A 12545-nucleotide genomic window follows, 5' to 3' on the forward strand; every position below is an offset into this window, starting at 1 on the left:
CGATCAATTACAAGGAACGACCCCCGCATGCAAGCCACTGCTGCAACGCCGGGCGCGCTGCGCATCGAGCAACTGGTCAAGGAATACCGCCCCGGCGCGCCCGTGCTCCAGGGCATCGACCTGACCATCGACGGCACGGGGCTGACCGGCATCATCGGGCCCTCAGGCACCGGCAAGTCCACCCTGATCCGCTGTATCAACCGTCTGGTCACACCCAGTGCGGGTCGCATCCTGCTGCACCTGGCCGGCGAGGAGGTGGACATGGCGCAACTGCACGGCCGCGCGCTGCGGCGCGCGCGCCGGCATATCGGCATGGTGTTCCAGGAATACAACCTGGTGGAGCGCCTGACGGTGATGGAGAACGTGCTCACCGGCCGGCTGGGCTACCTGTCGGCCTGGCGCGCATGGCGCCGCCGGTTCGACGCGGCCGACATCGAGCGCGCCCTGGCGCTGCTGCAGACCGTGGGCCTGGCCGCCTTCGCCGGCCAGCGCGCCGACGCTCTGAGCGGTGGCCAGCGTCAGCGCGTGGGCATCGCCCGCGCGCTGATGCAGCAGCCCTCGGTGCTGCTGGCCGACGAGCCTACTTCTTCGCTGGATCCCAAGACCTCGGTAGAGATCGTCCAGCTGCTGCGCGAGCAAGGTGTGCAGCGCGGCATTCCGGTGATTGTGAATATCCATGACGTGGAGCTGGCACGGCGCTACTGCGACCGCATCATCGGCATGACTGGCGGCCGTGTGGTCTACGACGGCGCACCGGACGGACTGACCGACGGGCACTTGCAAACCATCTATGGCGGCCAGGGGTGGCTGCCATGAACCGGCAACCCACCCTTCGGCCGTTCGTCTGGAGCCCGGGGCACAAGGCGGTGCTCGCCGCCGCGCTGGCCTATGCCGCCTGGAGCTTGGCGAGCATGGACGTCTCGGCCGAGCGCCTAGCCGCTGGCTGGGAGCAGGGAGGCCGATTCCTGGCGAGCCTGTTCCCGCCCGAGCTGGGCAAGATGGACGAGTTGTGGCAGGGCATCAAGGAGACCCTGCAGATCGCCGTGCTGGCCACCGCGCTCGGCTTGGTGCTGAGCCTGCCCGTGGGCCTGCTGGCAGCAGCCAACCTGTCGCCCGCGCCGCTGCGCCTGGCCGGGCGCACGCTCATCGCCGCTTGCCGCGCTCTGCATCCGGTCATCAGCGCCATCCTGTTCGTGAAGGCCGTCGGCTTCGGTCCACTGGCGGGCGTCCTGGCACTGGTGGTGGCCACGGTGGGCTTCGTGGGCAAGCTGTTCGCCGACGCGATCGAGGAAATCTCGCCCAAGCCCATCGAGGCGATGCGTGCCACCGGTGCCTCGTTCGCCAATGTGGTGCTGTTCGGCGTGCTGCCACAGGTGAGCTCGCGCTTCGTAGGCTTTGCCACCTACCAGCTCGACTCAAACCTGCGCAACTCCACCATGGTCGGCATCGTGGGCGCGGGCGGTATCGGTGGTGCGCTGTTCGCCGCCTTCCTGCGCTACGAATACGGCTTCGTGTGCACGATCCTGGCCACCGTCATTGCCATCATCGTGGTGGGTGAACTAGCGGTGAACGCCATGCGAAAGGCCCTTGATGTCTGAGCAAGTTCTGCACTGGCAGCGCCATACTTCAGGCCAGCGCCTGCTGCGCTACGCGCTGTGGCTGTGCGCCGTGGCCGCCATCGTGCAGGCGGCGCGCACGGTGGAGGTCATCCCCGAGTTCCTGTACGACGCGCCCGAACAGATGGCCGACATGCTGGGCCGCATGTGGCCAGTGGACTGGGGCTACTACGCGGACTCCGTGCACACCGCGCTGCTGGAGACGCTGCACATGGCTACCCTGGGCACGCTGCTGGCCCTGGTGCTGGCGCTGCCGCTGGGGGTAATGGTGGCGCCCAACGTCACGCACAGCCGGTGGCTGAACTTCTCCGCGCGCGTGCTGCTGGTGGCCAGCCGCTCGGTCAATTCCCTGGTCTGGGCGCTGCTGTACGTCGCCATCTTCGGGCCCGGGCCGCTGGCGGGCATGCTGGCCATCGCGCTGCGCTCGGTGGGCTTCGTGGGCAAGCTCGTCGGCGAGGCGCTGGAGCAGTCGCCACGCGGCCCCATTGAGGCGCTGCAGGCCGCAGGCGCCTCGCGCTTCGCGCAGCTGTGGTACGGCCACTGGCCGCACATCAAGCCCGCGCTGTGGTCGGTGGCGCTGTTGCGCTGGGACATCAACGTACGCGAGTCGGGCGTGCTCGGTCTGGTGGGCGCAGGGGGCATCGGCGTGGTGCTGAACACAGCCATCGACCTGTTCTACTGGAACCGTGTGGCGCTGGTGCTGCTCACCATCTTCGCCGTGGTGGCGCTGGCCGAGGTGGTGGTGCTGCAAATCCGCAAGCGGGTGCTGTAGGCTGCAGTCCCATGACCGCCGCCCTTGCTTCGCACCAGCTTGATAACCTGCAGTCGGACCTGCACCAGCTGGCCGATCTGCGCATGACGAACCACGCTTTCAGCCAGGCCGCACGCGCCCACGGCGCGCTGCTCGCCGCCCTGCCCCCGCGCTACACCGAAGTGCTGCTGGGCCTGCTCGACCGGCTGGAAGCCGGCGCGCTGTTCACCGAGGAAAGCTGCTCGTTCAGCCACCAGGCGCTGGTGGACGCGCTGCGGCAGTGGGCCGACAAGGCCGGCGCGGTGCTGGATGCAGGGCCCGGGCCCGCCTGAGCCCAGGGGCGGCGGGCCAAGGCCGCGTGCAGCCCGCGCGCCGGCGGGTCAGCGCACCAGCAGCACCGGCACCTCGCACTTGGCCAGCACTTGCGTGCTGACCGAGCCCATGACCAGCTTGCCCAGGGCGCCGTGGCCGTGCGTGCCCATGACGACCAGGTCGAACTTGCCCGACTGCGCCACCTTGGCGATGACCTCGCCGGCGGCGCCGACCTTGACCATGGTGCGCGCATTCACGCCATGGCGCGTCAGGAACTTGCCCACCGAGGCCAGCACCTTCTCGCCTTCTTCCTGGTAGTACTGCTCGACCACGTCCTTGCCCAGCGCGGCCCGGGCGCGGGGCGGCAGCTGGGCCTGCACCGTCAGGGCGGTGTAGGTGTGGCTGGCGCCCAGCATCTCGTCGTGCGCGGCCAGGTAGGCCAGCATCTTCTTGGTGTAGGGGCTGCCGTCCACGGCGAGCAGGATGTTCATGGTGATCCTTTAAAAGGCACGGCAGCAACGCCGCCGCGCGGGGCCGAAAAAACGATCATACGGTGAGCACGCAGTGCGGCTGGAAGGTCCACTGCTCGTGCTTGGGGCCATAGCCCAGCGGATTCGCCACCACCCGGCAGCGCCCGGACGTGCCGTCCGGCCGCGGCCCGGTGGCGACGTAGTCGCTGGGTGCGTGCAAATGGCCGTGCAGCCACAGGTCGGCGGCGGGCAGCAGATCGTCGAGCGCGTTGCAAAAGCCCGCGGTGCCGGGCGTCAGGCCGTAGCGCGGGTCGGCGCTCCTCAGGCTGGGCGCGAAGTGGGTGACGGCCACGGTGGGGCCGGCGTGTGGCCGCGCCAGCGCGGCGCGCAGCCAGTCCTGGCAGGCCAGGGCCTGGGCGCGCACGGCCTCTGCCAGAAACGGCGCGCCGTGGCGCGTGCCGCCGGTCTTCTCCAGGTAGTAGTTGGCAGCGCGATACGCCTTGGCGCGCTGGCGCTTGCGCGCGTCGGCCAGTGCGTCGAAGTCGCTCCACAGCGTGGTGCCGACGAAGCGCACGCCGTCCAGCACCACGCTGTTCCGCTCCAGCCAGACGATGCCCAGCCGGTCGCAGGTGGCGCGCAGGCGCGCGTGCGCGGCGTCGAAGTCCAGCGCGTCGTACTCGTGGTTGCCGGGCACGTACAGCACCGGCACCGGCCAGCCGGCGTGCTGCGGCAGCGGCGAGAAACGCGCCAAGCCAAAGTTGCCATCCGCCAGCCGCGAGCCGCGCTGATACGAGCCGATGTCGCCGGCCAGCACCAGCACGTCGGCGTGCGCAGCCGGGCTGGCGGCGAATTGCGGCTGCGTTTCCAGGTGCAGGTCGGACAGGAGCTGGATGTTCATGCGGGACTCTGATGGATGGCGGCGGCCGTGGTGGCGCTGACGCGCGCGGCGCGCGCCAGGGTCTGCTGCAGCCAACGGTGGCCAGGCTCGGCCTGGCGCTGGCGCAGCCACAGCGCATCGACGTGGACGATGGGCACGGCCATCGGCAGCGGGCGCCAGACCAGCTCGCCGCCGAGGTTGGCCACGCCGACGAAATGCCGCGGCAGCACGGTGAGCAGGTCGCTGGCGGCGACCACGCGCCCGGCGGTGAAGAACTGGTTGACGGTGAGCACAATGCGCCGCTCGCGCCCGAGCGAGGCCAGCGCCTGGTCGATGAAGCCGAAAGGCTTGCCCGAGAAGCTGACCAGCAGGTGCCGCGCGGCGCAGTACGCATCCAGCGTCAGCGGCTGGCGCGCCAGCGGATGGCCGGCGCGCAGCACGCAGACGTATTCGCTGTCGTAGATGCGCATGCTCTGGAACGGCACCGGTTGGTCACCGTGCGCGCCGGCCGACAGGTCGGCCAGCGCCGCCGGAAAGTAACCCACCGCCATGTCGGCCTCGCCGGCCTCCAGCAGCCGGCGTGGGTCGCGCGTGGTCAGCGGCAGCACGCGCAGCGAGATGCCCGGCGCCTCGCGCTCCAGGATGTCCACCAGCGCCGGCATCAGCATGGTGCCGGTGGCGTCGGCCAGCGCCAGCACGAAGCTGGCGTGCGCGCTGGCCGGGTCGAACGCACCGGCCAGCGCGCCCTGCAGCTGCGCCAGCGCCTGGCGCACTGCCGGCCACAGGCTGAGCGCACGCGGCGTGGGTGCCACGCCAGCGCCACTGCGCACCACCAGCTCGTCGCCCAGCGCCTGGCGCAGGCGGCGCAGGGCGTTGCTCACCGCGGGCTGGGTCAATGCCAGCCGGTCGGCCGCGCGCGTCAGGTTGCGCTCGGACATGACCTCGTCGAAGACACGCAGCAGGTTCAGGTCGAGGGTGCGGAAGTTGACATCTGGCATGGCCAGTCATCATCGCTGTGAATGGTCGGGATTCAATCAATAAAGTAGACCATTTCTAGGGAAAACCCTAGGATAGCGCCAGGGTTCGAGATCACAAACGGAGTGATGAACCGGCCCTGATTGCTGGAGCAAGAAAATGACAAGCTTTGTACATGCCAATGATTCCACCGTGCACCTAGGCGTGCAGCGCGTGGAGCGCGCCGCGCAGGCAGCGCGCGAGCTGCAGGTAGGCGCCAAGGACATGCGCGGCGCTGCCTCTTTGTTGCTGGCCGCCGGCGTGGCGGCACTGGTGGTGGTGGCCAACCAGTTCGTCGACGCCTGGAGCGACGGCCACATGCTGGCCGGCTGGATGCTGCTGTGGGTGGTGGCCTTTGTTTCGCTGGCCTTGCTGGCACGCCCGGCCCGCCGCGTGGTGCAGCTGCTGCAGGCGTCCGGCGCTCGTGCCGACAGCCAGCTGCCCCTGTGGCACTCGGAGCTGCGCCGCTTGTATATCGACGGCGACCTGAGCCGCGCCGTGAATGGCATCGCCGTGGAGGACATCCGCCGCTATCGCCACTGGCCCGATACGGCCGGCCGCGTCTGAAAAACCATAGCTTCAGGCCCTTGCGATACAAGGGCCTGAAGGCTTTTTAGCCTGAAACCGGGCTGCGACACCAGTCGCCATCCACACCCGGCAGGCAGGCAACAAAAAACCGGCGCTCCTTTTCAGGAGCGCCGGTTTTTTTGCTGAGGGCCGGCACCGGGGGGCACCCGCCCCGCGTGCCGGCGCCGCTCAGGCGTGCTCGGCCAGGCGTTGCTGCAGGCGCTGCTGTGTCTGGCGCAGGGTTTCGGGCAGGCGCTCGCCCAGCTTATCGAAGTGCGCGGTGTGCGACTGCAGCTCGCCGTCCCAGGCGGCGCGGTCGATGCCGGTCACGCTGTCGAACTGGGCCGGCGTGAAGTCCAGGCCGCTCCAGTTGATCTCGGCGTATTGCGGCGCGATGCCGAACGGCGTCTCGCGGCCCGGCGCTTGGCCCTCGATGCGGTCGATCATCCACTTCAGCACGCGCATGTTCTCGCCGTAGCCGGGCCAGACAAACTTGCCGTCTTCACCCTTGCGGAACCAGTTGGTGGTGAAGATGCGCGGCAGCGTGGCGCCCTGCGCCTGCAGCTTGGCGCCCAGGTCCAGCCAGTGCTGGAAGTAGTCGCTCATGTGGTAGCCCATGAAGGGCAGCATGGCGAACGGGTCGCGGCGCACCACGCCCTGCTGGCCGAAGGCGGCCGCGGTGGTCTCGCTGCCCATGGTGGCGGCCATGTACACGCCCTCGGCCCAGTCGCGCGCCTCGGTCACCAGCGGCACGGTGGACGAGCGACGGCCACCGAAGATGAGGGCGTCGATCTTCACGCCGGCCGGGTCGTCCCAGGCCGGGTCCAGCGCCGGGTTGTGCGTGGCGGCCACCGTGAAGCGGGCATTCGGGTGCGCGGCCTTGGCGCCGGTCTCCTTGGCGATCTCGGGCGTCCAGTCGCGGCCCTGCCAGTCGATCAGGTGCGCGGGCAGCGCGCCGGTGTCAGCCTCCATGCCCTCCCACCACACGTCGCCGTCGTCGGTCAGCGCGACATTGGTGAAGATCACGTCGCGCTGCAGGCTGAGCATGCAGTTCGGGTTGGTCTTCAGGTTGGTGCCCGGGGCCACGCCGAAGTAGCCGGCTTCCGGGTTGATGGCGCGCAAGCTGCCGTCGGCCTGGGGCTTGATCCAGGCAATATCGTCGCCGATGGTGGTCACCTTCCAGCCGTCGAAGGCCGGCGGCGGCACCAGCATCGAGAAGTTGGTCTTGCCGCAGGCGCTGGGGAAGGCCGCGGCGACGTGGTACTTCTGGCCTTGCGGGTTCTGCACGCCCAGGATCAGCATGTGCTCGGCCAGCCAGCCTTGGTCGCGGCCCATGGTGGAGGCGATGCGCAGCGCCAGGCACTTCTTGCCCAGCAGCGCGTTGCCGCCGTAGCCCGAACCGTAGCTCCAGATCTCGCGCGTCTCGGGGTAGTGGACGATGTACTTGGTGGTCGGATTGCACGGCCAGCTGGTCTGGTCGGTCTGCCCTGCAGCCAGAGGCGCGCCGACGGTGTGCATGCAGGGCACGAACTCGCCCTCGGTGCCCAGCACGTCGTACACCGCGCGGCCCATGCGGGTCATGATCTTCATGTTCACCGCCACGTACGCGCTGTCGGACAGCTCGACGCCGATGTGCGCAATCGGGCTGCCCAGCGGACCCATCGAGAACGGCACCACGTACATGGTGCGCCCGCGCATGCAGCCGTCGAACAGCGGGCGCAGCGTGGCGCGCATCTCGCTCGGCTCCATCCAGTTGTTGGTCGGGCCGGCGTCATCCTTGTTTTTGGAGCAGATGAAGGTGCGGTCCTCGACACGCGCCACGTCGGACGGGTCGGACCAGGCCAGGTAGCTGTTCGGGCGCTTGGCCGGGTTCAGGCGCTTGAAGGTGCCCGCCTGCACCAATTGCTCGCACAGCTGGTCGTACTCCTGCTGGCTGCCGTCGCACCAGTGGATGCGCGCCGGCTTGCACAGCGCGGCCATCTCGGCCACCCAGGCGATGAGCCGGGCGTTCTTGACGTAGGAGGGGGCCTGGATGTCCAGGCCTTGCATGGTGGGTGCGTTCATGGAGCTACCTTGGAAGTGAAGAAACCGTCTTGTCCAAGGTGCCGGGGGATGCCGCCCGCGCGCGGCCTTGGAGAAAACGGCTTGCGGATTTCCGGGCCGCGGCAGCGTGCCGCACCAGGACCAAGCCTTCAACCGAACCGTCGATTCTAGGAAGGCACCTTGCACCTGTCTGTCGGACCAGGGACAAATCCATGCAAACAACGCATGGGTTTATGCGAACCACTGCCTTGAGTCGCCCATGAAAAAGCCCCGCAAACAGGCGGGGCCGAGGTGCTTGCAGGCCGGTTTTCAGGCCATGTACACGGCGATGAAGGCCAGCAGGAAGATCATCGCCGCACCCACCGCGGGCACGACGAACGGGATCACGTTCACCACCGCCTCGACCGGGTCGGTGGCCTGGGCCACCTCGACATCGGCGGCGTTGGGAGCGAGGGCGGGATCGTGCGTCATGGGGGTCTCCTGCTAGGTTGTCGGGTACCGGTCAGTGTACCCAGGCGCCGCGAGGCGTGCGCGGCCGCCGCCCGGGGCCGTCCGCCTTGCCGTACATCTTCGGCACAGCACTGGCCATCGCTGCGGCTTGCGACTTGCAGCCGACCCCGAGCCGTAGTGCGCTGGCCCCTTCGCGCCCGCATCGCCAATAGACCTCAGTGCTCCTCGGCCTGCATGTCGGCGGCGCGCAACGCGGCCAGCACCTGCTCGATGTGCGCACGCCCGCGCGTTTGCAGCACCAGCTCGATCTCCACGTTCTGCGCCGCCAGCATGGTGAAGGCGCGCTGGTGGTGCACCTCCTCGATGTTGGCACCGGCCTCGGCGACCGTGGCGGTGATGCGCGCCAGCGCCCCCGGCACGTCGCGCACGCTGACCAGCACGCGCGCCAGCCTCCCGGAGCGCACCATGCCGCGCTCGATGATGGCCGCCAGCAGCAGCGGGTCGATATTGCCGCCCGACAGCACCAGCCCCACTTTCTTGCCGGCAAAGCGCGCGCCGTGGCGGATCAGCGCCGCCAGACCGGCCGCGCCCGCGCCCTCGACCAGGGTTTTTTCGATTTCCAGCAGCATCAGCACCGCCTGTTCGATGTCACCCTCCTCGACCAGCAGCAGGTCGTCCACCAGCCGGCCGATTGTCTCGCGCGTGATCTCCCCCGGCTGCCCGACCGCGATGCCTTCGGCGATGGTGGACGCGCCCTGCGCGTGGTGCGTGCCCTGCACCGCGTTCACCATGGACGGAAAGCGCGCCGCCTGCACGCCGACGATCTCGATGCCGGGCTTGATGGCCCGCGCCGCCGTGGCCATGCCGGCCAGCAGCCCGCCGCCGCCCACCGAGACCACCAGCGCGTCCAGGTCCGGCTGCTGCGCCAGCATCTCCAGCGCCACCGTGCCCTGGCCGGCGGCGATCGCCGCGTCGTCGTACGGGTGGATGAAGGTCAGCTGCTGCTCGCGCGCCAGCCGGTCGGCGTGGGCACGGGCCTGCTCCAGGGTGTCGCCGTGCAGCACCACCTCGGCGCCGAAGCTGCGCGTGCGCTCGACTTTCACGCCGGGGGTGAAGCAGGGCATGACGATGACCGCGCGCAGCCCCAGGCGCTGCGCGTGGTAGGCCACGCCCTGGGCATGGTTGCCGGCGCTCATGGCCACCACGCCGCGCGTGCGCTCCTCGGGCGTGAGCTGGCTGAGCCGGTTGAACGCGCCACGCTCCTTGAACGAGGCGGTGAACTGCAGGTTCTCGAACTTCAGGAACACCTGCGCGCCGACGATCTGCGACAGCGTCTTCGATTCCACGCAGGGGGTTTCGAGCACCTGGCCGCGCAGGCGGTCGGCGGCGTCCTGGATGTCGTGCAGGGTCAGCATGCGGGGCATTGTCGCGCAGGCGCGAGGGCCCTCAGCGCGCTTCTTTTTCATAGCTAGAGGCGCTTTGTTCTTCAGGACATGGGCCGGTTTTGGCCCAAAACTCCGGTTTTTCCGGCGCATACATCCGGATCGGCCTTCACGTCGGCAGCGCACGTTGCAGGATGGCGTCCACGTCCAGCGCGCGCGTGTCGATGGCGCCCGCCACACGCGCGCCCATGCCGGCGTCCCCCAGGCGCGTGGCGATGAAAGCATCGGCCATGCACGCCGGCGCGTGCCGGCGCAGCAGGCAGGCCTGCGCCAGCAGCACCAGCTGCTGCACCAGCATCCGGCCCAGGGCTTCCAGGTCGCCCGGCGGCAGCGCCAGCAGCGCCTGCACCTGCGCCAGCGCGGTGGCCAGGCGCGGCTCCTGGCGCGCCACGGGGATCAGCTCCTCCAGCAGCGCCTGCGCGGCCTCGGGCTCGCGCGCGAAGGCGCGCAGCACGTCCAGGCACATGACGTTGCCCGAGCCTTCCCAGATGGAATTGACGGGCGACTCCAGGAACAGCCGCCCGACGTGCCCGTCCAGCACATAGCCGTTGCCGCCCAGCACCTCCATGGCCTCGCCGGTCAGCTCCACGCCGCGCTTGCAGACCCAGAACTTGGCGGCAGGCAGCATCAGCCGGCTCCAGGCGCGCGCGGCCGCGTCGCCGCCGGTCTCCGCCTCGAAGGCCTGCGCCAGGCGCACCAGCAGCGCCAGCGCGGCCTCGCTCTCCAGCGCCAAGTCGACCAGCACGGCGCGCATCAGGGGTTGATCGGCCAGCGCGCGGCCGAAGGCGTGGCGCCGGCGCGCGTAGTGGATCGCCTGCATGGTGGCCTGGCGCAGGATGGCGGCGCTGCCGGCGACGCAGTTGAGCCGCGTGTAGCCGGCCATCTCGATGATGGTCGGGATGCCGCGGCCCTCCTCACCGATCAGCAGGCCCCAGGCGTCCTGGAACTCGACCTCGCTGCTGGCGTTGCTGCGGTTGCCGACCTTGTCCTTCAGGCGCTGCACGTGCACCGCGTTGCGGCTGCCGTCCGGACGCCAGCGCGGCACGTAGAAGCACGCCAGCGGGCCGTCTGCGAAGCCAGTGCGCGCCACCACCAGGTGCGCGTCGCTGGTCGGCGCGGAGAAAAACCACTTGTGCCCGCGCAACAGGTATTCACCCCCGCGCCCGCCGCCGGCCAGCGGCGTGGCGACGGTGGTGTTGGCGCGCACGTCCGAGCCGCCCTGCTTTTCCGTCATGCCCATGCCGATCCAGACGCTAGTCTTCTGTAGCGCCGGCACGTCGCGCGGGTCGTAGGTGCGCGACAGCAGCCGCCCGCCCAGCTGCGCCCACAGCGCCGGTTCGCGGCGCAGCAGCGGAATGCTGGCCTGCGTCATGGTCGCCGGGCACAGCGTGCCCTGCTCGACCTGGCCGTGCAGATAGAAGCCCGCGGCCCAGGCCGTCCAGCGGCCGGCGCGCGCGTCCTCGAAGGGCAGCGCCACCAGGCCCTGGCGGCGGTACAGCGCCAGCAGTTCGTGCCACGCGGGGTGGAACTCGACTTGGTCGATGCGCCGCCCGCGGCTGTCGAAGCGGTGCAGCGCGGGCGTGTGGCGGTTGGCCTGCTGCGCCAGGGCGAAGGTGTCGGCGCGGCCCAGCTCGCGCGCGTAGGCGCCCAGGTCTTCGATCGCCCAGCCGGCGCTGACGCGCGCCAGCGCCTCGCGCAGCGCCGGGTCGGTGGCCAGCAGGTCGTAGTCGGTCAGCTCGGGGACCTGGTTGAAGACCTCGTGGGTGTGCCAGGACATAGCGTGTCTCCTGCGTGCATGCATGCGATGCGCCGCAGTCTAGACAGGCCGCAGCCGGCCGGGCGGCACGCGCGCGACAGGCCCGGCCGGCGCCAGCGGTTTCAGGTCAAAACCGGCTCTGGTCCTTTGGATACGTCGGCCTTCAGCTACATATTCAATAGCAACACAGGCAGGGCGCTGGGCTCACGCCACTTCCAGCTGGAACAGCTTGCGCGTGCCCACTGGCGCCACCGCGCGGGCGATCGCGCCGATGTGGTCCGGCGTGGTGCCGCAGCAGCCGCCGACAATGTTCACCAGCCCCTCGGCGGCGAACTCGTGCACCAGCCGGCTGGTGACCTCGGGCGTCTCGTCGAAACCGGTGTCGCTCATCGGGTTGGGCAGGCCGGCGTTGGGGTAGCAGCTGATGAAGGTGTCGGGCGCGGCGCGGTTCAGCTCCTGGATGTAGGGGCGCATCAGCGCCGCGCCCAGAGCGCAGTTCAGGCCGATGGACAGCGGCCGCGCGTGGCGCACGCTGTGCCAGAAGGCCGTCACCGTCTGGCCCGACAGGATGCGGCCCGAGGCGTCGGTCACCGTGCCGCTGATCATGATCGGCAGGCACTCGCCGGTTTCCTCGAACACCTCGTCGATGGCGAACAGCGCGGCCTTGGCGTTCAGCGTGTCGAAAATGGTCTCGACCAGGATCACGTCGGCGCCGCCCTCGATCAGCGCGCGCGTCTGCTCGTGGTAGGCGGCGCGCAGCTGTTCAAAGGTCACGTTACGCGCGCCGGGGTCGTTCACGTCGGGGCTGATGCTGGCGGTTTTCGGGGTCGGCCCGAGGGCGCCAGCGACGAAGCGCGGCTTGTCCGGCGTGGAGAATTTGTCGCACGCCGCGCGCGCCAGCCGCGCGCTCTCCAGATTCATCTCGTAGGCCAGCTGGCCCATGTGGTAGTCGTCCTGAGCGATGCTGGTGGCACCGAAGGTGTTGGTCTCGACCAGGTCGGCGCCGGCGGCGAGATACCCCTCGTGGATGTCGCGGATCACGTCCGGGCGGGTCAGCGACAGCAGCTCGTTGTTGCCCTTCACGTCGCGGGCGAAATCGGCGAAGCGCTCGCCGCGGTACTGCGCCTCGGTAAGCTTGAAGCGCTGGATCATGGTGCCCATGGCGCCATCGAGGATGGCGATGCGCTGCTCCAGGATGGCGGGCAGCTGCTGGGCACGGGTATAGGCGGGCAGGTTCATGGGCGCCG

The 12545-nt window shown here is 69.6% G+C and carries 13 protein-coding genes; 5 read left to right on the top strand and 8 right to left on the bottom strand.

Translation table 11 applies throughout. From position 1 onward, the window contains the following. Nucleotides 1-27 precede the first annotated feature (27 nt). Genes phnC through BLQ61_RS02870 form a run of 4 tightly spaced genes read left to right on the top strand, consistent with a single transcriptional unit; the run spans nucleotide 28 to nucleotide 2699 of the window. The gene (gene phnC, locus BLQ61_RS02855) at nucleotides 28-816 is read left to right on the top strand and encodes a phosphonate ABC transporter ATP-binding protein (protein ID WP_091566531.1); all 789 of its coding nucleotides are present in this window, start codon (nucleotides 28-30) and stop codon (nucleotides 814-816) included. Beyond that, nucleotides 813-1598: a phosphonate ABC transporter, permease protein PhnE gene (gene phnE, locus BLQ61_RS02860; RefSeq protein WP_091566533.1), complete on the top strand. Its 786-nt coding sequence runs from the start codon at nucleotides 813-815 to the stop codon at nucleotides 1596-1598. Before phnC ends, phnE (BLQ61_RS02860) begins: the two co-directional genes overlap by 4 nt. Further along, nucleotides 1591-2388 (top strand): phosphonate ABC transporter, permease protein PhnE, encoded by a 798-nt coding sequence (gene phnE / locus BLQ61_RS02865; protein WP_091566535.1) that lies wholly within the window; start codon nucleotides 1591-1593, stop codon nucleotides 2386-2388. Before phnE (BLQ61_RS02860) ends, phnE (BLQ61_RS02865) begins: the two co-directional genes overlap by 8 nt. A gap of 11 nt (nucleotides 2389-2399) precedes the next feature. Further along, nucleotides 2400-2699: a hypothetical protein gene (locus BLQ61_RS02870; RefSeq protein ID WP_091566537.1), complete on the top strand. Its 300-nt coding sequence runs from the start codon at nucleotides 2400-2402 to the stop codon at nucleotides 2697-2699. Nucleotides 2700-2747: 48 nt separating this feature from the next. Here BLQ61_RS02870 and BLQ61_RS02875 read toward each other — a convergent pair whose 3' ends face one another. Genes BLQ61_RS02875 through BLQ61_RS02885 form a run of 3 tightly spaced genes read right to left on the bottom strand, consistent with a single transcriptional unit; the run spans nucleotide 2748 to nucleotide 5024 of the window. Further along, nucleotides 2748-3170 carry a universal stress protein gene (locus tag BLQ61_RS02875; protein ID WP_091566539.1) on the bottom strand — a complete coding sequence of 141 codons (423 nt, stop codon included), beginning with the start codon at nucleotides 3168-3170 and terminating at the stop codon, nucleotides 2748-2750. Between the two features lie 55 nt (nucleotides 3171-3225). After that, complete coding sequence (locus BLQ61_RS02880; RefSeq protein ID WP_091566541.1) at nucleotides 3226-4047, bottom strand: metallophosphoesterase; 822 nt, start codon at nucleotides 4045-4047, stop codon at nucleotides 3226-3228. Then, nucleotides 4044-5024 carry a LysR family transcriptional regulator gene (locus BLQ61_RS02885; RefSeq protein WP_091566543.1) on the bottom strand — a complete coding sequence of 327 codons (981 nt, stop codon included), beginning with the start codon at nucleotides 5022-5024 and terminating at the stop codon, nucleotides 4044-4046. The genes BLQ61_RS02880 and BLQ61_RS02885 overlap by 4 nt, the downstream gene beginning before the upstream one ends. 136 nt (nucleotides 5025-5160) lie before the next feature. Between BLQ61_RS02885 and BLQ61_RS02890 the strand changes: the two genes are divergently transcribed. Beyond that, nucleotides 5161-5607 carry a hypothetical protein gene (locus BLQ61_RS02890; protein WP_091566545.1) on the top strand — a complete coding sequence of 149 codons (447 nt, stop codon included), beginning with the start codon at nucleotides 5161-5163 and terminating at the stop codon, nucleotides 5605-5607. A 189-nt stretch (nucleotides 5608-5796) separates the two neighbouring features. Here the strand turns inward: BLQ61_RS02890 and BLQ61_RS02895 are convergent, their stop codons facing one another. The 5 genes from BLQ61_RS02895 to BLQ61_RS02910 all read right to left on the bottom strand — a co-directional run bounded on the left by BLQ61_RS02895 (nucleotide 5797) and on the right by BLQ61_RS02910 (nucleotide 12537). Next, nucleotides 5797-7671: a phosphoenolpyruvate carboxykinase (GTP) gene (locus tag BLQ61_RS02895; protein WP_091566547.1), complete on the bottom strand. Its 1875-nt coding sequence runs from the start codon at nucleotides 7669-7671 to the stop codon at nucleotides 5797-5799. 288 nt (nucleotides 7672-7959) lie between these two features. Beyond that, on the bottom strand, nucleotides 7960-8121 hold the full coding sequence (locus BLQ61_RS17305) for a hypothetical protein (RefSeq protein WP_175488202.1): 162 nt from the start codon (nucleotides 8119-8121) through the stop codon (nucleotides 7960-7962). Between the two features lie 194 nt (nucleotides 8122-8315). Continuing rightward, on the bottom strand, nucleotides 8316-9515 hold the full coding sequence (locus BLQ61_RS02900) for a threonine ammonia-lyase (RefSeq protein WP_091566549.1): 1200 nt from the start codon (nucleotides 9513-9515) through the stop codon (nucleotides 8316-8318). A 136-nt stretch (nucleotides 9516-9651) separates the two neighbouring features. Then, nucleotides 9652-11319: an isovaleryl-CoA dehydrogenase gene (locus BLQ61_RS02905; protein WP_091566552.1), complete on the bottom strand. Its 1668-nt coding sequence runs from the start codon at nucleotides 11317-11319 to the stop codon at nucleotides 9652-9654. A gap of 183 nt (nucleotides 11320-11502) precedes the next feature. After that, nucleotides 11503-12537 (bottom strand): homocysteine S-methyltransferase family protein, encoded by a 1035-nt coding sequence (locus BLQ61_RS02910; protein WP_091566554.1) that lies wholly within the window; start codon nucleotides 12535-12537, stop codon nucleotides 11503-11505. Between the last annotated feature and the right edge of the window lie 8 nt (nucleotides 12538-12545).

Origin of the sequence: Oryzisolibacter propanilivorax (assembly GCF_900103645.1) — a bacterium.
GTDB classification, from domain to species: domain Bacteria; phylum Pseudomonadota; class Gammaproteobacteria; order Burkholderiales; family Burkholderiaceae_C; genus Melaminivora; species Melaminivora propanilivorax.